Source organism: Litorivivens sp. (assembly GCF_057445395.1).
In genome coordinates, this window is the sequence record NZ_JBVBUV010000035.1 from 12,125 (window position 1) to 38,307 (window position 26,183).

Sequence of the window (26,183 nt, forward strand, 5' to 3'; positions counted from 1 at the left end):
AGATATATTATATTATCTTTATATCTTTTGAAGCACAACACAGAGGGTAACCCCCGAGGCGTCTCACATCATGAGCAACCAGCGCTTAAAATCCTTGCTCCCCGCAGCGATACTGATCGGTGCAATGGGCGCCGCGACGATTATCGCAACAGCGCGATCGGCACCAGAACCGACGCCACCGCCAGCGCCACCACCACCGCGCGTTGATACCATCACGATGATACCCGCGACCACCGTATTACAGGTGCGCGCCCAGGGCACCGTGGCGCCGCGCCGACAAATTGATCTGGCGGCACAGGTTGGCGGCCGCATTGTGCACGCATCCCCATACTATGCACCCGGCGGCACCTTCGCAAAAGATGAGACGCTTATTCAGATAGAAGCCGCTGACTATGAAATTGCCGTCGTTCGCGCCAAAGCACGCGTGGCAGAAGCCCGCCAAAATTTGGCTACCGAGCGCGGGCGCGGACGTCAGGCCAAACGCGAATGGCGCGACCTTGGCAGTGCTGAGGCCAACGACCTGTTTCTACGCAAACCTCAATTGGCAGCCGCCGAGGCTCAACTTGCCGCCGCCGAAGGCGAGCTTCGCCAGGCCGAGTTGAACCTGACACGTACCGAGATCAAAGCGCCTTTTGCCGGCAGGATACTCAGCATCAACGCCAATCTCGGACAATACGTCAATGCAGGGTCAGCCGTGGCCAGCGTTTACGACGCTGAAGTGGTGGAAATCGCCCTGCCTCTCAGCGAACGTCAGCTCGGGTTACTGGATCTACCGCTCGGCGACCACCTCGAGCTGCCGGTAACAGTACACGCCACCTTGGGCCAGAAATCCTGGCAACGTCAAGGTGTCATCACACGCACCGCAGCAAGCATCGACGAACAAACCCGCTTTGCTCACGCCATTGCTGAAGTGCGTAATCCCTCCGGCAGCGAAGCGCTGGCTATCGGCCAGTTTGTCAGCGTTGATATACCCAGCCGACCACTTGAGAATGTATTGACCCTCCCGGAAAATCTGATCCATCCTCGCAATACCCTGTGGGTTGTTGATGAGCAGAACCGGCTGCAGCTGCATACCGTGACAGTGCTACAAGCGATCAATGGTAAGGTCGCAATTCAGGCTGACAGCAGTAATCCGCTGCGGATTGTAACGTCCTATCTCGCTCGACCGCTCGACGGCATGGAGCTGGCGCCGAATCCCGATCAAGCGCAAAGCGGAGCGTTGCTGTGAGCGCTATTGTACGCTGGTTTATTCACAACCCTATTGCAGCCAACCTCGTCATGCTGCTTGTTTTTCTGGGTGGTTTGACCACCCTGCCACAACTCGACAAAGAGTTTTTCCCCCAGCGCAAACTGAATCAGATCTCGGTAACCGTGACCTATCCCGGCGCCAATCCCGGAGAGGTCGAGAATCAGATTATTCTTCGCATAGAAGAGGCTATCGCCGACGTTGTCGGTATCGATGAAATGCGCTCCACTGCGCAAGAGGGGTTGGCCACCGTGGTCGTCGACGTTTCAGCTGACGAAAATGCGCAGCGTATTCTCAACGACATAAAAACCCGCGTGGAAGGCATCAACACGTTCCCCGCCGAAACCGAGCGCCCTCTGGTCAGCGAGCGTCTGTGGCGCGATCGCATGATCAGCCTCACGCTGTCTGGCGACTTGCCCGAAGCCGAGCTGAAAACCCTCGGTGAAGTAGTGCGCGAGGAACTGACCGCTCTGCCGCAGGTATCTCTGGTAGAACTGCGCACCCCACGCAACGATGAACTCTCGGTTGAAGTCTCAGAACAACGCCTGCGTGAACATAACCTGCGGTTTGAAGATATCGCTGCAGCAATCAATCAGTCGTCATTGAATTTACCGGGCGGCAAGGTGAAAACCGACGACGGCGACCTGCAAATACAGATTCGCGGTCAGGCCTACGCCAGTGACGCTTTTGCCAGCCTGCCGGTAATTTCCAAACACGACGGCTCCGTTTTGCGCCTCGGTGACATTGCCACCATCAACGACGACTTTGAGGAAATCGACGTTATCGGTCAGTTCGATGGTCGCCGCTCGCTGTTGGTAGATATATACGTCACCAGCAACCCTAACGTTATGCGAACCAGCGCGGCGGTTCGTCAGTATGTTGCACAAAAGCAACCTAATCTACCCGAAAGCGTAGAGCTGCGTATCTGGCGTGATTCCTCGATCCCGTTTGGGGATCGCATGGATACGTTGCTCAGCAATGGCTTTGGCGGTCTGGTGCTGGTGTTTATCCTCCTGCTGTTGTTTTTACGTGCTCAGCTTGCATTGTGGGTATGCTCGGGTATTGCGGTCGCTTTTCTCGGGGCAATCTGGCTGCTTCCCGTTCTGGGCACAAGCCTGAATATGGTGTCGCTGTTCGCCTTTATTCTGATTCTAGGCATCGTGGTAGACGACGCCATTATCGTCGGTGAATCCATTTATAGCGCACAGGAGAAAGGGCACTCAGGTACCGAAGGCGCCTTTATCGGCACCCGCGCTGTAATGAAACCGGTGTGGTTTGCTGTGCTCTCTACCATGTTATTTTTCGTGCCTTTTTACTTCCTGCCCGAAGAAGTGGCTGAGCCTCCCAACTTGGCAGACGTGGTTATGCTCGCATTAGCCTTCTCGCTGTTTGAATCGATGTTTATCCTGCCGGCGCACCTGGCCCACATGAAGCCAGAGCAACCCGGTCGCCATCGATGGCTGGCGCCACTTGAAGCATTGCGATCTCGGTTTTCCAGCGCACTCACCCACGCTGGAGACAAGCTCTATCGACCGCTGCTGGAACGCTGCATTGCTTGGAAAGGGACCACCATCGCAACGTTCTTTGCGATGTTTTTGATTATCCTCTCTATCCTCTTTGGCGGCTGGATGAAAGCGAGCTTTTTTCCGCGCGTACCCGGCGACCACCTGCTCGCCAATATTACGCTGGAGGAAGGTGTTCCCTTCGCCGAAGTTGAGCGCACCATGCAACACATCGTCGACGCTGCGGAAACGCTGCAGGCACAATTAAACCGCGACACTGCATTGCCGTTTGCCGGCAGCATCGAAGCCGCGGCCTACAACAACACCGTTCGAGTTACACTCGAATTACTGAATGTTGAAGCACGCAACCAACCGGTCTCCGAGATCAGGGATCAATGGCAACAACTCATCGGCCCGCTCTATAACGCTCGCGCTGTCGATATCGCCTTCACCATAATCCCACTGGGCAAACCGATTGAACTGCAGGTCATCGCGCCAGACCTGGCAATGCTGCGCCAGGCCACCTCAGCGGTTTCCGATGAAGTGTCCCGGTATCCGGGTATCTTCAATGTACGCAACAGCCTTGCCAACCCGCAGAATGAAATTGAAATTCAACTCAAGCCCCACGCCGAAACGTTGGGGATCAGCCTGGCCGATGTTGCGCGACAGGTAAGACGCGGTTTTTACGGCGAGGAAGTGCAACGCATTCCGCGCCTGCGCGAAGATGTAAAAGTGATGCTGCGCTACCCGGAAACCGAGCGGCAATCCCTCCACAGTTTGCAGGACATGCGGATTCGCACCAACGATGGCCGGGAAATCTCGTTTGATGCGGTTGCGCAAGTTAAGTTTGTCGACGGATACAGCACAATCGATCGCATAGATCGGCAGCGGGTAGCCACCGTTACGGCAGACCTGCAACCGGGCTTCAGTGCCGGCGAAATACTCGGCGCGATACTGCGACAACCATGGACCGACAACTTCCCCCAGGTAAAGGTTCAGAAAGAAGGCGAGCAGGCGCAGCAGGCGGAATTTCTTGATCGCATAGCACAGTTGATGATGCTGTCACTGATTCTGATCTTCGGCCTGATGGCGATTGTTTTCCAATCCTACTGGCAGCCCATAATCATCATGACGGCGATCCCATTCGGTTTTATGGGAGGCTTACTCGGCCATCTCCTGCTGGGACAGGAGCTTGCGATGTTTTCTGTACTCGGCATGGTTGCCTGCGCGGGCGTTGTGGTGAACGACAACCTGGTACTGGTAGATCGCATTAACACGCTGCGCGGCGATGGGCTCGACCCACTCGAAGCGGTAATGCAAGGGGCTCGCGACCGGTTCCGGCCAATCATTCTGACATCGCTAACCACCTTTATCGGACTTTCACCGATCATGCTGGAGAGTTCCATTCAGGCCCAGTTTCTCAAGCCAATGGTCATCGCGCTGGCCTTCGGGGTGGTTACCGCGACCACCATTACGCTTGTGTTTGTGCCCTGCCTGTATCTGCAGGGAATACATGCTCGCAACACCATGGTTAAACGCTTTCGCGCTCGATAGCCCCTTCCACCGGGGCCTTCCGAGCCCCGTGGTTAAAGCGCACTTATGCCGAGCACATCAGGCGTGCGAAACCACTCAACCAGCCAGACGAAGGGATGGACTTGCCACGCCCTACTCAATTCGGCTTACCCCCCATCATTTCCCAGTATTTTATTTGACACCTACGGTAATTCGACGCTATAAAGTAAACGTTTACATTTAATAAACCTAAATCAACCGTAGACAACAGCCTGCCTGAAGGGTGCCCAATGAAGCACAATATTCCCCTGAAGCCCTGCGCCACTGCGCATTTCGGCATATTTCCAGCCACGTTCCGAGCAGGCCGCACGCTGAGTTTGACGATACTGTTCAGCGTCTTTTTCGCGGCCAGCATGAGCCTGCAGGCCGCCGCCCAACCTAATGTGGTCTTTATTCTGACCGACGATCAGCGCTCTGATGCGGTGGGCTACCATCCCAAGCCCTTGCTGGGGATAAAAACCCCGAATATCGACAGACTTGCCCAGGAAGGCGCCCGTTTTACCAACATGTTTGTCACTTCATCACTGTGCTCGCCCAGCCGCGCCTCCTTCCTGTCCGGCACCTACGCCCACACCCATGGCGTGCGTGACAACTTCACCGACTACCCGCGACAGCTGCAAAGTTTCCCCATGCTGCTGCAACAGGCCGACTACGAAACCGCCTATATCGGCAAATGGCATATGGGCGAAGATGATGATTCAAAACGCCCTGGCTTTGATTACTGGGTGACCCACAAAGGCCAGGGCAAGTACTACGACACAACACTGAATGTCGACGGCAAACGACAGGTCGTAAAGGGCTACTACACACAGCGCGTCACCGATCTCGCCCTGAACTGGTTGCAGCAACGCGACAGCCAGCGCCCCTTCGCCATGGTGCTTGGCCACAAGGCTCCCCACGGTCCCTTTATCCCCGAACCCAAATACGAAAAGACCTATGACCATGTGCGGGTGCCCTACCCCACCAGCGCCTTTGATTTGAAAACCAAACCGCAGTGGGTTACCGAGCGGCTGGATACCTGGCATGGCATCTATGGGCCTCTGTACGGTTTTCGCAAGGAGTTTCCGGATACCAGCGCCAAAGCCATGCTCGATTTTGAGCGCTTTGTGCGCGCGTATACCGCCACCATCAATTCCGTCGACGACTCGGTTGGCCGGGTGTACGCCTATCTCGCCCAGACAGGTCAGCTGGACAACACCATTTTTGTATTCAGCAGCGATAACGGTTTTCTGATGGGCGAACACGGCATGATCGACAAACGCACCATGCACGAAGAAAGCATTCGCGTACCCATGGTTGTACGCTACCCAAAGGCCATCCCCGCAGGCACGGTTATTGACGAGCAGGTGCTCAATATCGATCTGGCGCCAAGCCTGATGGAGCTTACCGTGGGAGCGGATATGCCCAGCGCGCAGGGCCTGTCCTGGGCAAAACTGGCGATGGGCAAGGCTTCGAAGTGGCGCGAAAGCTGGCTCTACGAGTACAACTACGAATCCCAGTTTCCCTATACCCCCAATGTTCGCGGCGTGCGCACAGACCGCTGGAAGTACACACAATATCCCCATGGGGACGGCGGCCCGCTGCGTCATATGGAAGAGTTGTACGATCTAAAAAATGATCCGCAGGAACTCAACAATCTCGCGCACAACTCCGGCTTTAAAAAACAATTGAAAAAAATGCGTAAGCAGCTGGCCGCCCAGCTCGCACAAACCAACGCCAACCCCGACCACATGCCGATTGACCAGGGAATCAAGGAAGCGCTTCCCGAAGAATCCATCCGCTGACAACCGCACCACATCACAGGAGTGTCTGGAACATGAATAACGATAAGACAACCAAAGCCCTGATCGCAGCGCTGGCTGCCGGCCTGCCGCTGTCGGCCACATCGGTACTAGCCTCAGAGGCAAGATTAGAGGAGGTTATTGTTACCGCCCAGAAGCGCGAACAGAATCTGCAAGATGTCCCCATGGCCGTGACCGCCCTGGGCCGCGAAATGCTGCAGGACAATGAGATCAACAGCGTGGAAGATCTGACCAAGCTGGTTCCCTCCATGCGCTTCTCTCCCGGCGACGACCCGTCAAACAATTCGATCCGGATTCGCGGCGTCGGCACCGATGTCTTCAGTATTGCCGTCGAACCCAACGTATCGGTTGTGGTCGACGACGTACCGGTCGCCAGAACGGAAATGGCCAGTTTTGAATTCGCTGATCTGGAGCGGATTGAGGTACTGCGCGGGCCGCAAGGCACACTGTTCGGCAAAAACTCTACGGCCGGGCTTATCCATGTAATCTCCCGCGACCCGGCACCTGAATTCGAAGCCTTCACCCGAATTAGCGCCGAAGACCGCGACAGCTTTCCCGGCCACCTGATGAAAACCCAGGCAGGCGTGAGTGGCCCGATCACAGACAACCTTGGAATGCGCGTGACCGGCTTTTACAAGCAAATAGATGGCCATTTGGTTGACATCCTTCAGGACGACAACCTCCCGGACTCGGAAACGTTCGGCGGGCGCATAAAACTTCTCTGGGATTCAGGCAGCGATGTGATCGTTCGCTTGAATGTTGAACAACAACGCAACGACGGCGACTCTTCACCGCTGGTCTTTCGCAGCGCATCACCCCAGAAAACAGAAAAAAGCCAAGATGTCCCCTACGGTGAAGAAAACCGCACTGTCAAAACCCTGGGCAACAATATTGCAGACAGCATCAACGGCGGCGTGACCCTGAAAGTCGACTGGGACCTGGGCGACTACACACTGACCTCAGTCAGCGGCTGGCGCGGCTTTGAAATCAAGCGCAATATCGACCTGCTCGAACTCGACGGTGAAAAATACAACGTCACCTATAACGGCGGGGAAAGAAAAATCGAGACCCTCACCCAGGAGTTGCGGCTGACAGCAACCAGCAGTGACACGCTGGAGTACACCCTGGGAGCCCTGTATTTCAATAACCGCACCTATAATTTCTTCGAGCGCTACGTGGAAGATATTCCCGTCGAGGCAGTCTTCAATACCGTTAGCCCGCAGGATATCCCACCAGAACTTCAGCTCCTCGGTCTAGTGCCCGGCGGCTCCCTGACCCAGTACGGCTTGACCGCCGGTACCGCCAGAACCGAGAACCTCGGCATTTTCGCGCAGGGTACCTGGCATATGACCGACCGCTGGCATCTGACCGCAGGCGCTCGCTATATCATCGAAAAGCTGACAGCGGATGTGAGACGCTTACAGTACACCGACCTGGATCTCAGCGGTGCTCGGATTGCTGAAACCCGGGTAAACATACCCAATGCAGAAATCGACGACCGCGCTGTGACTGGCACAGCTTCCCTGCAATATGACTGGAGTGATTCCAGCACAGTGTATACAACCATCTCTACCGGCTACCGCGGCGGCGCATTTGACTACGCCAACAGTGATCTGGAATCTGCCTTCCGCAACCCGGTCGCACCGGAGAAAGCGCTGGCGTTTGAGATTGGCAGTAAATCGCGACTGCTGGATGACAAACTGGAGCTGAACATCGCCGTTTTCAGCACCGTCTTTAATGATTTTCAGGCACAGGTTATAGAAGTTGGCAACGAGGACTCTACCAACCTGGTACCCAGCACCCAGATCCGGCTGGACAATGCCGGGGAGCTCGAAACCCAAGGCGTTGAAATCGAGTTCAAGGCGAAACCACTGGCGTCCCTGTTCGTAACCGGTTCGCTGCTCTACAACAAAGCCGTGTTTAATGAGTTTGTTTCCCAGTGTTTTACTGGCCAGCAGCCGGGTGAAAACGGCGGCCGAGACGTGAATGGCGATGGCACCTGTGACAATCAGGACCTCGCTGGAGAGAGCCTGGCCAATGCCCCCGAGTGGAGTGCATCGCTCACCGGCCGCTACGAGCATCCTCTCAACAGCGAGGGCAGTATTGCCTACGCCCAGCTGACCTCACGCTGGCAAGACGATGTGCAGTTCACCACCGTGCAACACCCGTTGACGATTCAGGAAGCCTACTCGATCACCGACCTCAGATTTGGCTGGCGTAATACCAGCGGTCAGATGGAGCTCGCGGCATATGTAAACAACGTATTTGCGCAGCACCATGTGGTCAGTTTCTTCCCGCTGAGTGTCGATAATAGCCGGGAGGACGTGACTCACTTCGTTCCGCCGAGCGCAGACCGTATCTTCGGTTTCTCTGCCGGCTACCAGTGGTAACAAAGCGCAGACACATCTTATGAAAAAACTACTCTTTGCGGTGTTCGGCATCATCCTGGTACTAGTGATAGGTGTCGTCGCCGCCTTTTTATTCGACCAACCCCAATTCATCAGCGGCCCGGAATTCGACCACGCGCCACCGACCGTCGAACTGGATGCGGAGTCACCAGCGCTGCTGGTATTCAGCAAGACCAATGGCTTTCGCCATAAAGAAGGCATTCAGGCAGCGCAGACTTTCCTGCACGATCTCGCACAGGAGCGCGGCTGGCAAATTGTTACAACGGAAAACGGCGCCGTTCACAATCCTCAGGATCTGGCTCGCTTCAATGTGGTTATCTGGGCCAACGCCAGCGGCCCCCTACTGTTGCCCGAACAGCGCGACGCGCTTAAAAGCTATGTCGAAAATGGCGGCGGATTTATTGGCATTCATGCCGCCGGTGACGGATCTCACAAGGACTGGAGCTGGTATCAGAATACGATTCTGGGCACCGCTTTTATCGGTCACACATTGATCCCGCACAAGCAAAACGCGACGATTACGCTGCAGCAGGAGCACCCGGTCGTACGCGGCCTGCCCGCAACATGGCAACACTACGATGAATGGTATGCCTTTGATCGTTCGCCTGCAGTGTCCGGTGCGACCGTGTTGCTGAATGTGGATGAAAACAGCTACAAACCCGGCAAATTCACTATGACACCGGACCACCCGGTGGTCTGGGTGAAAACGGCGGGTAAGGGGCGCACGTTGTATTCAGCACTGGGACATAGTGCGAAAAGTTTCGACACCCCCGAATATCAGCAGTTGCTGACCCAGGCCATACAATGGGCGGGCAAGCTGAGCCCACAGGAGAGGTAAACAATGAAAAGACGAGAACTCATACAGCATCTCGCCCTGATTACCGGCGCCGCACTGTCACCGTCGGTGGTACAGGCGATGATCAACGGCATCGATGGCCGCGTCACTATTCAGAACCCTGTGTTAAGCGACAGCCAACGTGCCACGTGCTCGGTTCTGGCTGAAATGGTGATTCCGCGCACCGACACCCCCGGCGCACTCGACGCCGGCGTCCCCCACTTTATCGAACTGATGGTGTCAGACTGGTATACGCCTACCGAGCGACAGATCTTTCTCGACGGCCTTGCCACCCTGGACAGCCACTGCCAAACACAGTTCGGCAGCCCCTTCCTGTCGTGCACAGAGGAAAACCAGATAGCCGCACTCACCCATATGGAAGCGCTTGGCGCAGACTACAAAAGCCAGACATCGGCCGCCCCTATGTCGAAAGAGGTGGATGAGAACGTACCCTTCTTCGGAAAACTGAAAGAGCTGACCGTTATCGGTTACTACACCTCCGAAGTGGGTGCAAAACAGGAACTGATCTACCAGCCCATGCCCATGGAATATCGCGACATTGATTTCCGTGAAGTCGGTCGCCAGTGGTCCAGCTGACAGGAATATAACCATGCCATCAACAGAAAATAACAGCTTCGATGCCATCGTAGTCGGCTCCGGCATTTCGGGCGGCTGGGCCGCCAAAGAGCTGACCGAAAAAGGTCTGAAGGTGCTGATACTAGAGCGCGGCAAGCCCATTCGTCACGGACTGGATTACAAGGGCGAGCACCTGCCACCTTGGAAGTTGCCCTATGGCGGCATGCCGCTGCGCGAGCTCTACAAAGAAGAGTATCCGATTCAGAGCAAGGTATACGCCTTTAACGAAACCACACGTCATTTCTTTAACAATGACAAAGACAACCCGTACGTCTACAACGCAGACAAACCCTTCAACTGGAAGCGGGCCGACGTGCTGGGCGGCCGTTCCCTGCTGTGGGGGCGACAGGTGTACCGCTGGAGCGATCTGGACTTCAACGCCAACCGGCAAGATGGACACGGCATCGACTGGCCCATCCGCTACAAGGACATTGCCCCTTGGTACAGCTACGTTGAGAAGTTTGTTGGCGTCAGTGGCGAAAAACTGAATCTGCCCCACCTGCCCGATGGCGAGTTCCAGCAGCCGATGCATCTCAACACCGTTGAACGTGCAGTAAAGGAACGCGTCGAGAAACAGTATCCCGAGCGGGTCATGACCATCGGTCGCGCCGCCGTGCAAACTGAAGCAAAAAACGGGCGCGGTGCCTGTCACTATTGCGGCCCCTGTGAACGCGGTTGTTCTGCCGGCGCCTATTTCAGCAGCCAGAGCTCCACCCTGCCCGCCGCCGAGAAAACTGGCAACCTCACGATTCGCACTGACAGCGTGGTTGAAAACCTTGAGTACGATCCGGCCTCAGGCAAAATCAGCGGCGTAAACGTGATCGACGCAAATACCAAGGAACGCATACGTTTTACCAGCTCGCTGGTGTTTCTCTGCGCCTCCACCATCGCCAGCACCCAGATTTTGCTGAATTCAACCTCAGCTCAGTTCCCAAATGGTCTGGCCAATCGCAGCGGCGTATTGGGCCGCTACCTGATGGATCACACTTCGGAAGTCGGCGCCTTCGGTGTTATTCCCGGCTTCATGGATAAGTACACGGTCGGCAACCGCCCTAACGGCATCTATATACCGCGATTCCGCAACCTGGAAGGTCAGGATAAGGACGCGGACTTTATTCGCGGCTACGGCTTTCAGGGCGCGTCCATGCGGATGAACTGGGCCCAGATGCACCAGCAGGTCAAAGGCTTTGGGGCCCGTTTCAAACAGGCGCTGCGGGCGCCGGGTCCGTGGGTGTTCTTCCTCGCCGGGTTCGGCGAACACCTGCCGGACAAAAACAGTCGCATGATGCTCTCCACCACCCAGCGCGATCGCTTTGGCATCCCCCAGGTCGAATTCGACAGCGCGTTTGGCAACAATGAAAATCGGATGCGCAAAGATATTCAGAAGCAGGCAGAAGCCATGCTAAAAGCCGGCGGCGCTCGCAACGTTATGCCCTTCGATGGCAACAGCCCGCCCGGTGGCGCCATTCACGAGATGGGCACGGCGCGCATGGGCGATGATCCGACTCAGTCTGTGCTGAATCGCTGGAACCAGGCGCACGATGTACCCAATCTGTTTGTGACTGACGGTTCCTGCATGACGTCGTCGTCCTGTGTAAACCCGTCGCTGACCTACATGGCATTAACTGCAAGAGCCGTAGACTACGCCGTCAATCAACTTCAGGCCGGTAATATCTGATTCAGGGGAAATACGATGAAAGAAATCAAATGGGTTAAAGCGATGCTGTGGATCAGCGCTATCGGCACCGTTGTGGTGTCACTGTGGTGGGCCGCCGTGTTTTATTTCGTCAGCAATCAGACCGGCGAGCCTATGGTCTCTTTTGCATTGTGTTTATTCGCACCTACCGCCGAATGCAACCTGCTGCGTGGCATGGCGTGGCTGCAGGGTATCAACCCCTATGAGCCCATCGCCTTTTTGTGGATGCTGTCGCTGACGGTGTTTGCTTGGAGTGTCAACCGCTCGTTGAAAACATCACCGCAATCGCTGTAAAACCAGCCACTGCAAAACCAGTTATAGCAACGCAATGAGAGGGAGAAACCGGGTGCGCCGCATAGTCCTGTATCCAGTCAAACTGCTACTGAACGCACTGGTGCTCGTCGTTACACTGGCGATCATTGGTGTGGTCGTCGGTGTCATCAAACTCGCACTGTACGAACAGCACACGCAAGAAGAACAGCTTGAAAGCAAGCGGGCCTATCTAGCCAACATCAGCAAACTCGGCAACCAGCAGAGTGAACAGCACCCGAATATTGTGTTTGTACTCTACGATGATCTGGGCTACGGCGATTTCTCCTTCACCGGCTCCCGCACTATCGATACACCCAACATCGACAGTCTGGCTCAAGGCGGCACAGTCATTAACCAGTTTTACTCCCCCGCGCCGGTTTGTACGCCGGCTCGTTTTGGCTACCTCACCGGTCGCCATGCCGAGCGCGGTGGCCTTTCCCATGTGGTGTTCCCGGAAGGGCATCCTCTGGATCGTTTTCTGCGCCTGCGCGGCGCTAATGTCGGCATTCCACCATCGGAAATCACACTCGCCGACCTGCTACAGGCGGCAGGTTATCGCACCGGCCTGGTAGGTAAGTGGCATCTGGGTGATCAACCGGGTTCTCGTCCCAATGATATGGGCTTTGAACAGTTTTACGGCGCTTTGTACAGCAACGACATGAAGCCCTTTGCGTTGTATGAAAACGAACACGTAGTGGTGCCCGCGCCAGCGGATCAGACAAAACTCAGTGAGCACTACGTTGAAGCCACCAGCCGTTTTATCAATGCGAACAAAAATGCGCCATTTTTTCTCTACCTGGCGCATAATTTTCCACATATTCCGCTGTATGTTCGCGATAGCAAACTCGGCCGATCCGACGCGGGACTATACGGCGACGTGGTGGAAGAGCTGGATGAAGGCATCGGGCAATTGATCGATACGTTGAAAACGGCTGGCGTGTATGACAACACCCTGATCATCATCACCTCAGACAACGGCCCCTGGTTTGAAGGCAGCCCCGGCAACGATCGCGGCCGCAAAGGCAACACCTTTGAAGGCGGCATGCACGTGCCCTTTATCGCGCATTGGCCAACAAGCCTGTGTCAGGGTTGCAGCCTCGACGGCATGGCTTCAGGCGTGGACCTGATGCCAACAATCCTCGACATCCTGAACCTTCCGCCCCCACAAGACCGGATACTGGACGGTCGCAGCCTTTTGGGCTATCTGCGCGGTGAAGAAACAACCCCTCATGAGCACCTGTATTATCTCAGCGGCAAAGTGCTGGGCGTGCGCAACGAGCGTTTCAAATACATGCCGCGCCGACCGCTCATTCACAGCCAGGCCGGTACAAACTTCGGGTTTGGAATACCCCAGGGGCCGTGGCTGTTTGACCTAACCAACGATCCGAACGAATCCTACGATGCCAGCGCACGCTATCCTGAGGAGTTCAAGCGCTTTCAGCAGGTGTACGAGAGCAAAGTCGAAGCCATGCAGAAAAATCCGGGCGGCTGGCGATAACAGAGAAGAACTGAAGGGAGACGAGCGACCTGCCGACAAGCCATCGTCCGCAGGTCGTTAGCAACAGCTGAGCTGCGTTACCCCAAAATATCTCGCGAAATAACCAGCCGTTGAATCTCGCTGGTGCCCTCGTAGATAGACGTAATACGCACATCACGCGCCATCCGCTCCAGCGGATATTCGCGGTTGTAGCCATTACCGCCGAGCAACTGCAGGCCGGTATAACAGGCTTTATTGGCCGCTTCGGTGGCAAATAATTTCGCCATCGATGCCTGCGTGGCAAAGGGTTTACCTTCTTCTTTGAGGCAAGCAGCTTGCATCAGCAACAAGCGCGCGGCTTCCATCTCCGTGTAACCGTCAGCAAGCATCCACTGCAGTCCCTGAAAGTTCGACAAGGGCTGACCGAACTGCTCGCGCTCCTTGATGTAGTCGCGACCATAGTCCAGCGCCGCTTGACCAATCCCCAGCGCTAGCGAACCTATGCCGATACGTCCACCGGCGAGCTCGCCCAGCGCCACTTGCAGACCGCGGTTTTCTTCGCCCATCAAGGCGTCGGCGGGAATACGGCAATCTTCAAAATAGACCGCATTAGTAGCAGAGGCCTTCTGCCCCATTTTTTCCTCAGCCGGGCCCACCACCAACCCGGGGATACCGTTTTCTACCAGAAACACGGATATTCCTTTGCCGCGTTTGGCGGTTTTATCGGTCACTGCCCACACCACAAAAACACCTGCGTATTCGCCACTGGTGATATAGGCTTTGGAGCCGTTCAAAATATAACTGTCGCCATCCTTCACCGCGGTAGTGCGCATGCTGGCCGGGTCAGAACCAGCACCCGGCTCGGTCAGGCAAAAACCACCGGCAGCGTATTCGCCTGAGGTAATCTTCGGAAGATACTTCTGACGTTGCGCTTCGGTGCCCATGGCCTGAATCACTTCCGCCACCATATTGGTAACCGACGTGGTCACCGCTGTGGACGCACAGGCTTTGGCAAGCTCCGTAATGGCCAGGCTGAAAGCTACCACCCCTGCCTCGGTGCCGCCGTATTCAGCTTTTATATTCAACCCCATAAACCCCAGTTCAGCGAGCTTACTCAGGTTGGTCATAAAGGCTTCTTTTTCTTCACCCTTATCAAATTTCGCCGCCAGCGGTGCCAGTTCGCTTTCGGCAAACTGAGCGGCGGTGTCGCGAATCATGCTTTGTTCTTCGCTGAGTTCAAAATGCATTTTTGTCACATCCCGTTTTGTGTAGACCCAAATTCTCGATATAGTGGAATTATTATTTAATAAACAGGGCTGACAATGGCTACAGAACTCAGTAAGCAGGACATTACGATCCTGAACATTCTGCAGAAAGATGCCAGCAAAACCTCGACTGAAATTGCTGAAACACTGAATATGTCGCAATCGCCGTGTTGGCGCCGCATTAATCGTATCGAACAGGACGGACTGATTCGAAAAAAAGTCGCCTTGCTGGACCGTGAAAAACTTGGCATGGAACTGGTGGTGTTTACCACGGTAAACCTGACTACGGTGGGCCGCCAATATCTGGAAGATTTTGAAGACGCCGTTCGCACGCTGCCCGAAGTAATTGAATGCTACACCATGACCGGCGTGTGGGATTATATGCTAAAAGTTGTGGCCAAAGACATTCGCCACTACGAGACTTTTGTGCGTGAACGCCTGCTGTCTCTGCCGATGGTGGGCGAAACCCACTCTCATATCGCCGTAACGGAAATCAAAAACACCACTGAACTACCGCTCGACACACAACTCTAGTCCCGTGGCGCAATGTCAGTTGACTCGCGCCACATACATTGTATTTCACGCCAGCTTGCGGTTGTCAGTGATCACATCCGAGTAGCGTCCAGCGATTGAAAACAGCGCCTGCAACATGGCCGACGTGGTATCTTCACCCAAGGATGCCGCTGAATAGTTCTGGCCATCAATCACCGCACGAATACAGGCCAGCGCATTAGCGTTGGTTCCACCTTCAACGGCAAACTCATTGTATTCGTCGATATCAATCGATTGACCCAGCTCGGCAGTCACCGCCTGTACAATGGCTTCAAGCACACCTTTGCTCACACCCCGATATTCACGCCCACTGCTGAGAGTAGCGGTGGCAGAAATGCCACTGTCTCCACGGTGCAAGTCATAGCGCTGTAACTGCCAGCCATCCGGCACAGCCAGGTAATACTCCTCGAACAGACGTCGTATGGTGAGCGAATCAATTTCGCCACCCTGGTCTTCCGCTTCCTTTTGCACCAGCCGAGAAAACTCCTGCTGCAACCAGCGCGGCAGATCAATGTTGTAGTCGCGCTCCAATACATGAGCAACACCACCCTTGCCGGACTGGCTATTGATTCGCACCACCTCTTCATAGCGACGACCAAGATCATGGGGGTCGATAGGAAGATAGGCAACGTTCCAAACATCACCGTCCTTGCGTTTCACCAGACACTTGCGAATCGCATCCTGATGGCTGCCAGAAAACGCGGTAAATACCAGCTCACCAACATAGGGATGTCGCGGATGGGTGGCAATATCAGTACAGCTTTCCACCACCTCGCGAATCTCGGCCATATTTTCAAAGTTCAGCTTGGGATCGACACCCTGCGAATAGAGGTTCATCGCCATCGTAATCAGATCCATATTGCCAGTGCGCTCGCCATTGCCCATCAGCGTGCCTTCTATGCGATCAGCGCCTGCCATCACGCCCAGTTCTGCCGCTGCCACCGCGCATCCGCGATCATTGTGGGTGTGCAGACAAATGGTGATATGTTCACGATGCTTTACGCCCTCGCAAACTCGCTCCACCTGATCCGCAAACACATTCGGGCTCGACATCTCTACCGTGGCCGGCAGGTTGATGATCACTTCCTGCCCCTGCTCCGGCTGCCATACTGCATTAACCGCATCGATGACCTCTATGGCGTATTCAGTCTCGGTGCCGGTAAAGCTTTCAGGCGAATACTGGAAAACCCAGTCAGTCTCCGGGTATTTTGCCGCTTCCTCTTTGACCAGCTGGGCGCCGTTAATTGCAATCTGCCTGATGCCCTCTTTATCCAGACCAAATACCTGCTCGCGCTGCACAACAGATGTTGAGTTGTATACGTGAACAATGGCGCGACGCGCGCCCTTCAGGGCCTCAAAGCTGCGGCTGATCAATTCAGGGCGGGCCTGAGTAAGCACCTGAATGGTCACATCGTCTGGAATCCGGTTTTCGTCAATCAGCTTGCGGCAGAAATCAAAATCCGGCTGACTGGCGGAGGGGAATCCAATTTCAATTTCCTTAGCGCCTACTTTTATTAGCAGATCGAACATCCGCTGTTTCTGCGCAGGGCTCATCGGTTTTACCAGCGCCTGGTTGCCATCGCGCAGATCCACCGCACACCAGCGCGGCGCGTGATCGATACGGTTATTTGGCCACTGCCGATCGGGCTTATTCGGCACCTCAAAGCGGCGGTATTTGCGATGGTCAAAAGACATGGCTGACTCCGGATATCTGGTCTTTGCTGGCTTACAGGGAGGTTTTTGCCAGCAGGGCTCTCTCTTTGTGGGAGCGAGCCCTGCTCGCCTATCTGCAACAGTGAAACTCAGGCTTGTGGCCATTGCTCCCACACCCGCGATGTTTGCGCCAATGTGTCTGCCAATTCAGATGACGCCCACTTTACGCCTTTTACCGCGCAATTTTATTGCTAAGTTGCGCTCAAACTGCAATTTATGAGATAAATATTCCAATATCTACACTTTCTATGGAATATAAATTCACACATGAGTGAAAGACTGGTCAAACTCGACAGAATCGACCGCAATATCCTGGCCCAGTTGCAGGAAAATGGTGATCTCAGCAACACCGAGCTCGCGGACAGGGTCGGATTGTCTGCCTCACCCTGTTTGCGGCGGGTCAAACTGCTGGAGGAAGCCGGGATTATCCTGAACAAGGTGACGAGACTTGACGCGCGCAAGCTCGGCCTGTCGCTGACCGCGCTGGTGCAGATTGGGATGGATCGCCATACACCAGACCGCTTCGAAACCTTCGAACAGACGGTGGCCAGCTACCCGGAAGTTCAGGCCTGCTATCTGATAACAGGTCAGGATGCCGATTATTTACTGCAGGTGATTGTGCCGGATATGGATGCCTACCAGTCGCTGCTGCTCGATCGCATCACACGCATACCCGGCGTGACCGGAGTGCACTCCAGCTTCGTCATGCGCAAGATCGTAGACCGGCAGGCACTGCCGCTCGACTATATCTAGCCGGGCGCCCACTCTTTCAGCAGTTTCATCATATCCTTTGCCTTGCGTGGCCCCAGCATAACGCTGGTCGTCATCAGCCCTCCCATCACCGCCCCACCCACACCGGCGGTAACCACATCGGCGCCGGTAAGATAGAGATTTTTGAGCGGGGTTTTTGGGTGCAGTCCGGGGTGATCAAACCGCTCCGGAAAGTGGTCCAGACCGTAAATTTCACCCTGCACGTTACGCTGATAGAAGCGAGTCGAAAGTGGCGTGGATAGCTCGTGAAAAGCGAGCGCCGACTCCAGCTGAGGCATACGCTGAAACAGGATAGCCAGCAGTTTTCCGGACAGGTCCGCTTTTTTCGCCTCGTAGTCATCACCCCGCTGCTGCCACGTAGTGTCCTGCCAGCGGGCGAACCATTCCGGATTGGTTACCGTAACAATCTCTACCGTAGACTTATCCGGATAACGCTCAGACCACTGGGGATCCTTGGCCGATGGGAATGAGATATACACCAGCGGAAACGGGTTGTTGTCAGGGTCGCTCAGATACCGTGCAACATTGCCCTCGTGGTCGGCGTCAGGGTAAATCCACAGATTGGTGGTATCCATTCCCAGCGATTGGGGAGAACCGTGAAAACCGGCATACAGGCACAGGTGAGCACTGGAAAGTCGAATGCGATCGTCACTGTGCAACTGAAAGCGCGAACGAACGGTATCAGGTAACAGGCTGTTCACTGTCGGCAAAATGCCCGCATTGCTGACAATCGCCGGCGCACGAATTTCGGTGCCATCTGCCATAACCACGCCAACGGCGCGATCCCGCTCCAACAGAATCTGTGTGACTTCGGCATAAGTAAATACCTCGCCACCGGCCTTCTGAATTGTGGGAATGATACTACGCGCCATCGCCGACGCACCGCCCACAGGATAGGCACCACCAGCCAGATAGTGTTTCGCCACCAACGCGTGCATCACGAAAGAAGATTCCGCTGGCGGCAATCCGTAATCACCCCATTGACCTGTGAGCACCGCAATCAGCTGCTGATTGTCGGTAAGCGATTCGAACACCTCGCGCGTGGTTTGCCGGAATTGTTTGCCGAGCAGCACTCCGCGGGTTTTGCCGTACACACCTGCCAGAGGCCTCGGCATTGCCTGCCCTGCGAAAAACTGGCTGCTCTTGTAACTTGTTTCGCGCACCAGCGCGACGTAGCGACGTATCGCTTCCTCTTCCTCGGGAAAATGCCAAATTAGCTCGGCAATAAAATTCTCGGTACCCGCTTTTAAATCGTATTCATGGTCACCAAGAATAATACGATCGTATACCGGATCCATTTCTGCCCACTGCAACCGACCCTCACTAACCACGTCAAAAATTCGCCGCAGACGGCTCTCCGGCCGATGGACGTCGCCAATGTAATGCACCCCTACGTCCCATTCGAACCCTTCCCGTTCGTAGGCATGGGTGTAGCCGCCGGCCGTATAATGCTGTTCCAGAACACACACTTTCTTGCCCAGTAATGACAGCAGGGCCGCATTAACCAAGCCACCAATACCGGAACCAATTATCAAAACATCATATTCCCCGGCCAAGCGGTTGGCCCGATAACGCCTGCCTGTTCGCACCTTATCCATTGATTTCCCCATAGTTTTTATTGATCTATTTCGGCTGACGACATGCCGCACCTCGGACACTACGTATTGTCGCCAGTACCTGCGATTGGCTTTACTAGTGCGAGTTTTATAACCCGACAAACAATCAGGTACCAGCGCCCAATGCTAGGAGGGGCCCCATGACAGCAAACTGCCAATGCTCCACACACGACCCAAGCAGGATTGGCGAGCTTCTGGTGCGCGGCGAATTCATCTCCCGTCGACAACTTCGCAAAGCACTTTCCATCGCCGAACTGCAAAAACAGCCACTGTGCAGCGTGCTTATGCGCCAGCGTCGAATTGGTCGCCTGGAAAAGGATGCCTTGCTCAACCTTCAACACAAACTGCGTCAACCGGGCGATACCGCGACAACCGCTGAATTGGGCTGTCGCCTCGGCGACCTCATTATGGCGGACGGCCGCATAAGCCGACAGGAGCTGGAAGAAGCACTGGCAGAACAGCGCAAGAGCAAACGCCCCCTTGGATCAATTTTGCTACAAGCGCATAACGTTTCCGTGGCGCGGCTGACCACCTACTTACGCTTACAGCAGAAACTGCTCACCGCAGCAGCGATGGCGCTGGCGGCGATGTCGCCCAGCTACGCCGCCGAACCTCGTGCACAGGAAGCCGCCTGGGGCAGCCTCGGTGCAGAAAAGCCGCACGCATCACCACATTCGCTGAGTGCAAACTGGCGACGCCCGAGCCTAGCGGACAGCCTATCACCGCGACGCTTTGCAAAAGAGGATGAAATCTTTCGTAGCCGGGGCGGGAAGATGGTTTTACGCTTGACAGAAACCGGCGTGGAATTTCGCAAATTTTTCTGACCAAACAGCTTATTTATCGGCGCTGCGTGTAGACTCTTTGCTTGCGGCTTTTTTCTTTGTGGCCTTCTTACGCTTTACCGAGCGCTTATTCACCCCTTCCGCTTCATCCATCACCTGAAGACAATAGTCCACCGACGCGCGCTGCAAATTCAGAAACTGCTCGAAAGTCTCATCACTCATATCACGAAGGCGATCGTGTTTGCGCAGCAGGTTCACATAACGTCTTTCTCTCTCATACTGGCGCGGCAGCTGCAGAATACCCAAATCATCCAGCCGTTGTTCGAGAGCAGGATTGTAGGTTCGCACAAACTTGAGAATAAAAGGAATGGGATCGTGACGGGCAATGAGCGCGGCGATACGCAAGATCATGTCAAACGGTAATGTCGCTCGGCCATTTTCCACTTCACGTAGCAACTCAACGTCTTTCAACCCGAGGATTTCAGTTAACTCCTGCAGATTGAGACCCGCAACTTCCCGAGCATCTTTCAGGAACTCACCTGCGTCAGCCATGGCTCGCAAACGCTCTGGGTCGAGAGACTTCATGTACAGGTCTTTTAACCAGCTATCGGTATACATCAGCGGTATGGCCGATCCGGTTTTGACCACATCAACAACACTAGCTGTAATCAGGCCCGTATAGTCGAGCAGCTGATCAATCAGGTTGGAGCGGCCACTGGCTTTTTCAGAACGATCGCCTGTTGTTGAGCGTCTGCCTTTGGATCCTTCACCCATAACTCACCTCGCTATCGCCCCCCGCGCCAGCGGAGTGTAGAAAGATCTGTTGCACTGCTTCCCAGCATAGCCCCAATAGACCGCCCCTGAAAGCTGCCCGGCAGCCACATCATGCGTGAAATTGAAAAACAGCCTTTATATAAAGGCTGTTTTAGGACGAGGGTGGATATCATTCGACAGCCATCTGAAACCACAAGACGACCTCATTCGCTTGACATTTCAATAACATTCCAATTCATATTGATATAGAGTGGATAGCAATTACGCCGCTACTGCAATTCGTTAGAGAGACGCACATCAAAAATGCAATATTTTTAGGGTGAACTTGTTCTCAAGTGAGGAACTTTCGCTGAAGCGAAAGTCCACGCCGCCGCAATGTCGCAAATTGGGCATTATTGAGAAGTTAGGCTATACTTCACACCACAGGTGATTTTCAGCACTCAAGTCACCGTGAACGCTGAAAAAAGAGCAACTGAATGCGCAGTTACCTGAAGTTCACAGCTTTCGCTATCTTGTTGTTTTTATGCGAATTTTCCTACGCCATCGGACTTGGTGAAGCTGAAGTACGCTCTCATTTTGGCACCCCGCTAGACCTCAGCATTCCCGTTCACCACCTCGGCAAGCTGTCCGGCGAAGACCTCCGTATTGCCCTCTCCACCCTCAAAGACGATGCCTCAGGCCACCCGCTCGATGCGATGGTGGGCAGCAGATACCAGGTAGATTTCGACGCAGCCACCAATATGATTCGCCTGCGCTCCGATGAACCCGTGATGGAGCCTTTCCTGGCGTTTACACTCAATCTGCGCTGGCCACGTGGTTTTTTGCAGCGCGAATACACGGTACTACTCGACTTCCCCGCATTACACCGAAGCGCACCAACAAGTCGTGTAGCGCAGCTCAACAAGCCTGCCTCCTCCTCACAGCAGAAGCAGACCACACAGACCAGCAACGCAGCCACCCGGCCAGCCACGATAGATCCGGTAAAACCAGCTCGCTCTCAGCAGGAATTACAGTACAGCGCCACTGAAAACCTCACCTCAAAAACCTCGGCACCGCAGCGAAGAGTTTCAACGTCAGATAACAACTTCAGCGACGGACAATACCGAGTAAGTCGGGGCGATTCCCTGTGGGGCCTGGCAGACAAACTGAGTACACAGCGGGACGGCAGCCACGCCCAGTGGATGGCCGCCGTGTTCGAACAGAATCCTAAAGCGTTTATCGCCAACCAACCGCACCTGCTCAAAGAAGCCTATGTACTAACCATTCCGGAACAGTGTTACGACGCGCGACTGGTCTTGGAAGACGGCGGCAAAGGCTACCGTATTATTGGCAGTAAAAAATCCAGTCCGCTAAGTACGGCCGTAGCAGTTGCCGACTCCACGCCGAAGGACACCGTAGCGACAATCGACGGTTCCGCAATTGAGGTCAGCGAATCACCCTCATCCGTCGTTGAGTCTGCTCCTGTATATCAATACGACGGCAAAGACTTTGTCAGTGACCCACTGGTCGACACCGCCAACGAACCGACCGGCACAGCGCTCTCGCCATATGAGCTTCACTCTCTAGCTGAGACTGATGCAAGCGCCGAAGCCAGCCCTATTCATACCGATACAGTGGCAACCCAACAAGCAGCCCAGACCAATAACACACTGCAACGCGTTGCCGAACTTGAAAAACAGCTAACCAATGCGCTGGCGCTTATTGAAAAGCAGAGCCAGCAGGCAGCGACCCAGAAGACACTGCCTGAGCAGCCGATTGTATCGACTGCATCACCAGCACTGGCCGAACTCACCACGCCCGCCTACCTGTTCCGCTCGATGGGATGGCTTGCCTTTGGCATGTCTGTGGTCATGGGCTACATGATGTATCGCGACCGCGGTGGCCCCCGACTGCGTCTTGTGTCACGAGATCGTCGACGCAAAGATTTCGCATCCATGCTCAGAAAAAACACTTAACCAGCCGCTACCTCAGCTCAACCTTTCACCCCAAAAAACAAGCCGCAACTACCCGACAAATCAGCCCGCTGGATAGCAATGGCTGGCAGCGAAGAACTACTGCCCGCTGAAGGTCTGCCAGGTAAGCAAGACCGTAGAGGCTGGGATGAAACCACCATTTTTGGCGTAAGCTAACGCACGATCAAGATTTACAACACCGTTACTCACCGGCGCTGTACCAACCCCCACGGCAACATCACTCAAAACACCGAGCGCGCGCCCATCCTCGTGAAGGACCGCACTACCGCTGTCGCCTGGCACCCCGGCATTGTCAGTCCGAACGCGATAGGCTAAACCATCTGCGACCACCTGCGTTATCTGCCCGCGTTTTTCCTCTAACGCAGGCTCTCCAAAGTGCAAGCTCGATTGACCATAGGTAAACACCTCATCGCCTACCGCAGCCAAACCATTGTACAAACCCGTCGGACCACCAAAGCGCAAGGCTGACGGATGCACATTATCAAGATCATCAGGGTGTATCTGCACCAATGCAAAATCGTTCAATCGGCACTGTTCGGAAGCAGGAACCTCACCCTGCTGCTGCATAGCACTCCAGCTGCTGTAAACCAGTGTTCCTGGAAATCGGGCATTTTCTATTGTCACTCCAGAAAAGCCCGACGCTGCATTGCGCGATTCACAAGGATCCCCATTGTTGGCGTCATCACTAAAGCAATGCGCCGCCGTGCCTATGTAGTAAGTGACAGAATTGGCGGCAAAAATGAAGTTTGAGGTGCAGCTGCCATACGAAGAGGAAATTTTCACCCCAGGGCGGATCTGCTGCGCCGTCGGCTCGCCAAAGTCACGGGCGACCGGCTCTGCAGCGGCAGAGGAATTACTCGACGAGGACTTGCACCCGGACAACAACACCACGCCAGCCAGCGCTAATACACGACAATACGAGCTCACAATACGGCACCATAGAAAGAGAATCTGTACAGACTAGCATCTTAATGCGAGCAATAAACACCCAGACCCAACTGATTGCCGTTTAGTCTGGGAAGCTAATCCTCAAAGAACGCCCCCAGCTACAACCCCCTTATAATGGGTATTGGGTCAGGTATTTATCGTACGCACTCGACCACTGCGCTGCTCAAGGCTGGCGTGTCACAATGGCCTGGCAGCAAGGTTGCCGATAGCTGGCATAAAGACAATAGACGCGCAATTGGCCGGACTGGGTTGTTGCCAGCCGCTTTTATCGACTACTTCACACGCTACAACGACGAGTACGGTCACCCAGCAGGCGACAAGGTAATACAGACTTTTGCTGATATTCTGGCGGGTACGTTCAAACGCGCCAGCGACGTGGTGGCGCGCGTGGGGGGGCGAAGAGTTTCTGGTGCTGACCCACGACTCACCCACCGGCTCTTGCCAAGTACTGACCAACAGGGCCCTACAGGAGCTGCGCACAGCAAAACTGGAACATGTGGCGGCACCGCTGAACATTGTGAGCGTAAGCGCTGGAGTCTTTCATGGCATCCCCGATGCCAATCTAACACTGCAGATCGCACTGTCTCGGGTAGATCAGATTCTGTACGCGGCAAAAGAAGCTGGACGCGACCGGGCAATGCACAGCGACGAGCTGGTCAATAACGTCCGGCCGGCGATAACCCCAGACATCGTTGCACTTGCAAAGAAATAGCGCCGCTAAGCAGGCTTAGTAGACGCCTGCTGTTCGGGCCAGGAAAATACTCAGGATACTGAAACCCGTCACCACCGTTATCAACATGAATATCATGCGAAGTGGTTTGAAGGGCTTTCGTGGCGTGTCGTTGTACCCAGACTTGAGGTACTCATCAACGCGTTGCTGATCTTCGGGGTAGAGCTTGCGGTCTTGAGACATGGCGAATACGACATCGGGTGTGAACTGACCTCGCATTATCCCACCCGAATCGGGTTTGGCCAAGCCAGCTGTCCGCAAGACACAGGGCGAGCTTCAACAGAAACCCGCCCTGATCATGGACAGGGGCTTAAAATGCGCTCTCAGGCAAATCCATTAACACATCGCTACCAGCCCGTACTGATGTTGCCAGCGCCTGCAATTGCGGCAGCAAACGCTTCATATAGAAACGGGCGGTGTGCAGCTTGCTCGTGTAAAACTCGTTATCACCCGCTTTCAGTGCTGCCTCTGCCATGCGCGCCCACATGTACGCGTAGATGGTATAGCCAGCGGCGTGCAGGTATTCTACCGACGCTGCGCCAACCGCATGAGGGTCATTCTTGGCCGCATTGAGCACGTCCCTGGTCAGAGAATCCAACACTTCGACAGCCGATTGCAGCGGTGCGGTAAACTCTTCCATTCCAGCAGTTGTGACCGATTCCGCATAGTCACGCATCTCCTGGAGCAGTACACCCATATTCTGGCCGCCATTAGCGGCGACTTTACGCCCCATCAGATCCAGCGCCTGGATTCCGTTGGTGCCTTCGTAGATCTGGGCTATGCGCACATCGCGCACCAACTGCTCCATGCCCCACTCTCGCACGTAGCCGTGGCCACCAAAGCACTGCTGACCAAGCACGGTGCAATCCAGGCCTTTGTCTGTCAGGAAAGCTTTAGCGATAGGCGTAAGCAATTCAACCAGGCCCGCTGCGCGCGCCTGCTCTTCACCTTCACCAAATTTGGCGGTATCAAGCTGCTGACCAACAAAGACCGCGAAAGCGCGACCAGCCTCCACATAGGCTTTTTGCGTCAGCAACATACGGCGCACGTCGGGGTGCACAATGATCGGATCGGCCGGGCCGTCAGCATTCTGCGGACCTGCCGGTGACCGACTCTGGAGGCGCTCGCGCGCATAATCGAGCGAACCATTATAAGCAGCGGCCGCCAGCCCCAAGCCCTGAACACCAACTGACAAACGCTCGTAGTTCATCATGGTAAACATCGCCATAAGACCTTTGTTCACCTCACCAACCAACCAGCCTTGCGCGCCGTCGAAGTTCATGACACATGTGCCAGATGCTTTGATACCCATTTTGTGTTCGATCGAACCACAGGTCACGTTGTTGTTTTCACCAACCACTCCGTTGTCGTCAACTTTGTTACGTGGTACGAGGAATAGCGAAATACCTTTTGATCCAGCTGGCGCATCTGGAAGCTTCGCTAGAACCAAGTGAATAATGTTATCTGTCAGATCGTTTTCACCACCTGTGATGAAGATCTTTGTTCCTGTGATGGTGTAGCTGCCATCAGCATTAGGCTCTGCTTTAGTTTTGATCAAACCAAGGTCTGTACC

Annotated in this window: 21 protein-coding genes and 1 pseudogene; 15 read left to right on the plus strand and 7 right to left on the minus strand. The window is 54.8% G+C overall.

Annotated features, from left to right (window positions below; all coding sequences use genetic code 11):
• Positions 1 to 70: 70 nt before the first annotated feature.
• From AC222A_RS11210 to AC222A_RS11250, 9 genes are all read left to right on the plus strand, one after another.
• Positions 71 to 1,228 (plus strand): efflux RND transporter periplasmic adaptor subunit, encoded by a 1,158-nt coding sequence (locus AC222A_RS11210; RefSeq protein ID WP_486774996.1) that lies wholly within the window; start codon positions 71 to 73, stop codon positions 1,226 to 1,228.
• The gene (locus tag AC222A_RS11215; protein WP_486774997.1) at positions 1,225 to 4,302 is read left to right on the plus strand and encodes an efflux RND transporter permease subunit; all 3,078 of its coding nucleotides are present in this window, start codon (positions 1,225 to 1,227) and stop codon (positions 4,300 to 4,302) included. The genes AC222A_RS11210 and AC222A_RS11215 overlap by 4 nt, the downstream gene beginning before the upstream one ends.
• Before the next feature lie 248 nt (positions 4,303 to 4,550).
• Positions 4,551 to 6,104, plus strand: a complete 1,554-nt coding sequence (locus tag AC222A_RS11220) for a sulfatase family protein (RefSeq protein ID WP_372758496.1) — start codon at positions 4,551 to 4,553, stop codon at positions 6,102 to 6,104.
• Positions 6,105 to 6,136: 32 nt separating this feature from the next.
• Entirely contained in the window at positions 6,137 to 8,512 is a 2,376-nt protein-coding gene (locus tag AC222A_RS11225) for a TonB-dependent receptor (protein WP_486774998.1), read from the plus strand.
• Positions 8,513 to 8,531: 19 nt separating this feature from the next.
• Positions 8,532 to 9,368, plus strand: coding sequence for a ThuA domain-containing protein (locus AC222A_RS11230; protein WP_486774999.1), 837 nt, complete (start codon positions 8,532 to 8,534; stop codon positions 9,366 to 9,368).
• Between the two features lie 3 nt (positions 9,369 to 9,371).
• Positions 9,372 to 9,962, plus strand: a complete 591-nt coding sequence (locus AC222A_RS11235; RefSeq protein ID WP_372749516.1) for a gluconate 2-dehydrogenase subunit 3 family protein — start codon at positions 9,372 to 9,374, stop codon at positions 9,960 to 9,962.
• Positions 9,963 to 9,975: 13 nt separating this feature from the next.
• Positions 9,976 to 11,679: a GMC oxidoreductase gene (locus AC222A_RS11240; RefSeq protein WP_486775000.1), complete on the plus strand. Its 1,704-nt coding sequence runs from the start codon at positions 9,976 to 9,978 to the stop codon at positions 11,677 to 11,679.
• A 15-nt stretch (positions 11,680 to 11,694) separates the two neighbouring features.
• Complete coding sequence (locus AC222A_RS11245; RefSeq protein ID WP_486775001.1) at positions 11,695 to 11,991, plus strand: hypothetical protein; 297 nt, start codon at positions 11,695 to 11,697, stop codon at positions 11,989 to 11,991.
• 52 nt (positions 11,992 to 12,043) lie between these two features.
• Complete coding sequence (locus AC222A_RS11250; protein WP_486775002.1) at positions 12,044 to 13,507, plus strand: sulfatase family protein; 1,464 nt, start codon at positions 12,044 to 12,046, stop codon at positions 13,505 to 13,507.
• A gap of 77 nt (positions 13,508 to 13,584) precedes the next feature.
• Here AC222A_RS11250 and AC222A_RS11255 read toward each other — a convergent pair whose 3' ends face one another.
• Entirely contained in the window at positions 13,585 to 14,733 is a 1,149-nt protein-coding gene (locus tag AC222A_RS11255) for an acyl-CoA dehydrogenase family protein (protein WP_372749495.1), read from the minus strand.
• A gap of 75 nt (positions 14,734 to 14,808) precedes the next feature.
• Here AC222A_RS11255 and AC222A_RS11260 point away from each other — a divergent pair, with 75 nt between their 5' ends.
• Entirely contained in the window at positions 14,809 to 15,285 is a 477-nt protein-coding gene (locus AC222A_RS11260; RefSeq protein WP_372749496.1) for an Lrp/AsnC family transcriptional regulator, read from the plus strand.
• A gap of 45 nt (positions 15,286 to 15,330) precedes the next feature.
• Here AC222A_RS11260 and AC222A_RS11265 read toward each other — a convergent pair whose 3' ends face one another.
• Positions 15,331 to 16,998, minus strand: a complete 1,668-nt coding sequence (locus AC222A_RS11265; RefSeq protein WP_372749497.1) for a 2-isopropylmalate synthase — start codon at positions 16,996 to 16,998, stop codon at positions 15,331 to 15,333.
• Positions 16,999 to 17,283: 285 nt separating this feature from the next.
• On the opposite strand from AC222A_RS11265, the gene AC222A_RS11270 reads away from it, so the two are divergent.
• The gene (locus AC222A_RS11270; protein ID WP_372764722.1) at positions 17,284 to 17,769 is read left to right on the plus strand and encodes an Lrp/AsnC family transcriptional regulator; all 486 of its coding nucleotides are present in this window, start codon (positions 17,284 to 17,286) and stop codon (positions 17,767 to 17,769) included.
• Here the strand turns inward: AC222A_RS11270 and AC222A_RS11275 are convergent.
• Positions 17,766 to 19,385, minus strand: coding sequence for a phytoene desaturase family protein (locus AC222A_RS11275; protein ID WP_486775003.1), 1,620 nt, complete (start codon positions 19,383 to 19,385; stop codon positions 17,766 to 17,768). The genes AC222A_RS11270 and AC222A_RS11275 overlap by 4 nt on opposite strands.
• A gap of 158 nt (positions 19,386 to 19,543) precedes the next feature.
• On the opposite strand from AC222A_RS11275, the gene AC222A_RS11280 reads away from it, so the two are divergent.
• The gene (locus tag AC222A_RS11280; protein ID WP_372749098.1) at positions 19,544 to 20,227 is read left to right on the plus strand and encodes a cyclic di-GMP-binding domain-containing protein, MshE-related; all 684 of its coding nucleotides are present in this window, start codon (positions 19,544 to 19,546) and stop codon (positions 20,225 to 20,227) included.
• A gap of 9 nt (positions 20,228 to 20,236) precedes the next feature.
• Here AC222A_RS11280 and AC222A_RS11285 read toward each other — a convergent pair whose 3' ends face one another.
• On the minus strand, positions 20,237 to 20,959 hold the full coding sequence (locus tag AC222A_RS11285; RefSeq protein ID WP_372797520.1) for a helix-turn-helix domain-containing protein: 723 nt from the start codon (positions 20,957 to 20,959) through the stop codon (positions 20,237 to 20,239).
• A gap of 476 nt (positions 20,960 to 21,435) precedes the next feature.
• Between AC222A_RS11285 and AC222A_RS11290 the strand changes: the two genes are divergently transcribed.
• A complete protein-coding gene (locus AC222A_RS11290) occupies positions 21,436 to 22,914 on the plus strand; it encodes a type IV pilus assembly protein FimV (protein WP_486775004.1) in 1,479 nt (492 codons plus the stop codon).
• Between the two features lie 96 nt (positions 22,915 to 23,010).
• On the opposite strand, the gene AC222A_RS11295 is transcribed toward AC222A_RS11290, so the two are convergent.
• On the minus strand, positions 23,011 to 23,859 hold the full coding sequence (locus tag AC222A_RS11295; protein ID WP_372764005.1) for a S1 family peptidase: 849 nt from the start codon (positions 23,857 to 23,859) through the stop codon (positions 23,011 to 23,013).
• Between the two features lie 135 nt (positions 23,860 to 23,994).
• Here AC222A_RS11295 and AC222A_RS11300 point away from each other — a divergent pair.
• Positions 23,995 to 24,264: pseudogene (locus tag AC222A_RS11300) on the plus strand (diguanylate cyclase); the annotation flags it as partial.
• Entirely contained in the window at positions 24,215 to 24,592 is a 378-nt protein-coding gene (locus AC222A_RS11305; protein WP_372780930.1) for a diguanylate cyclase domain-containing protein, read from the plus strand. The pseudogene AC222A_RS11300 and the gene AC222A_RS11305, both read left to right, overlap by 50 nt.
• 15 nt (positions 24,593 to 24,607) lie before the next feature.
• On the opposite strand, the gene AC222A_RS11310 is transcribed toward AC222A_RS11305, so the two are convergent.
• Both AC222A_RS11310 and AC222A_RS11315 read right to left on the minus strand, forming a co-directional pair.
• Positions 24,608 to 24,829, minus strand: coding sequence for a DUF3094 family protein (locus AC222A_RS11310; RefSeq protein ID WP_372764003.1), 222 nt, complete (start codon positions 24,827 to 24,829; stop codon positions 24,608 to 24,610).
• Positions 24,830 to 24,920: 91 nt separating this feature from the next.
• On the minus strand, positions 24,921 to 26,183 hold a 1,263-nt coding region (locus AC222A_RS11315), incomplete at its 5' end, for an acyl-CoA dehydrogenase C-terminal domain-containing protein (protein WP_486775005.1).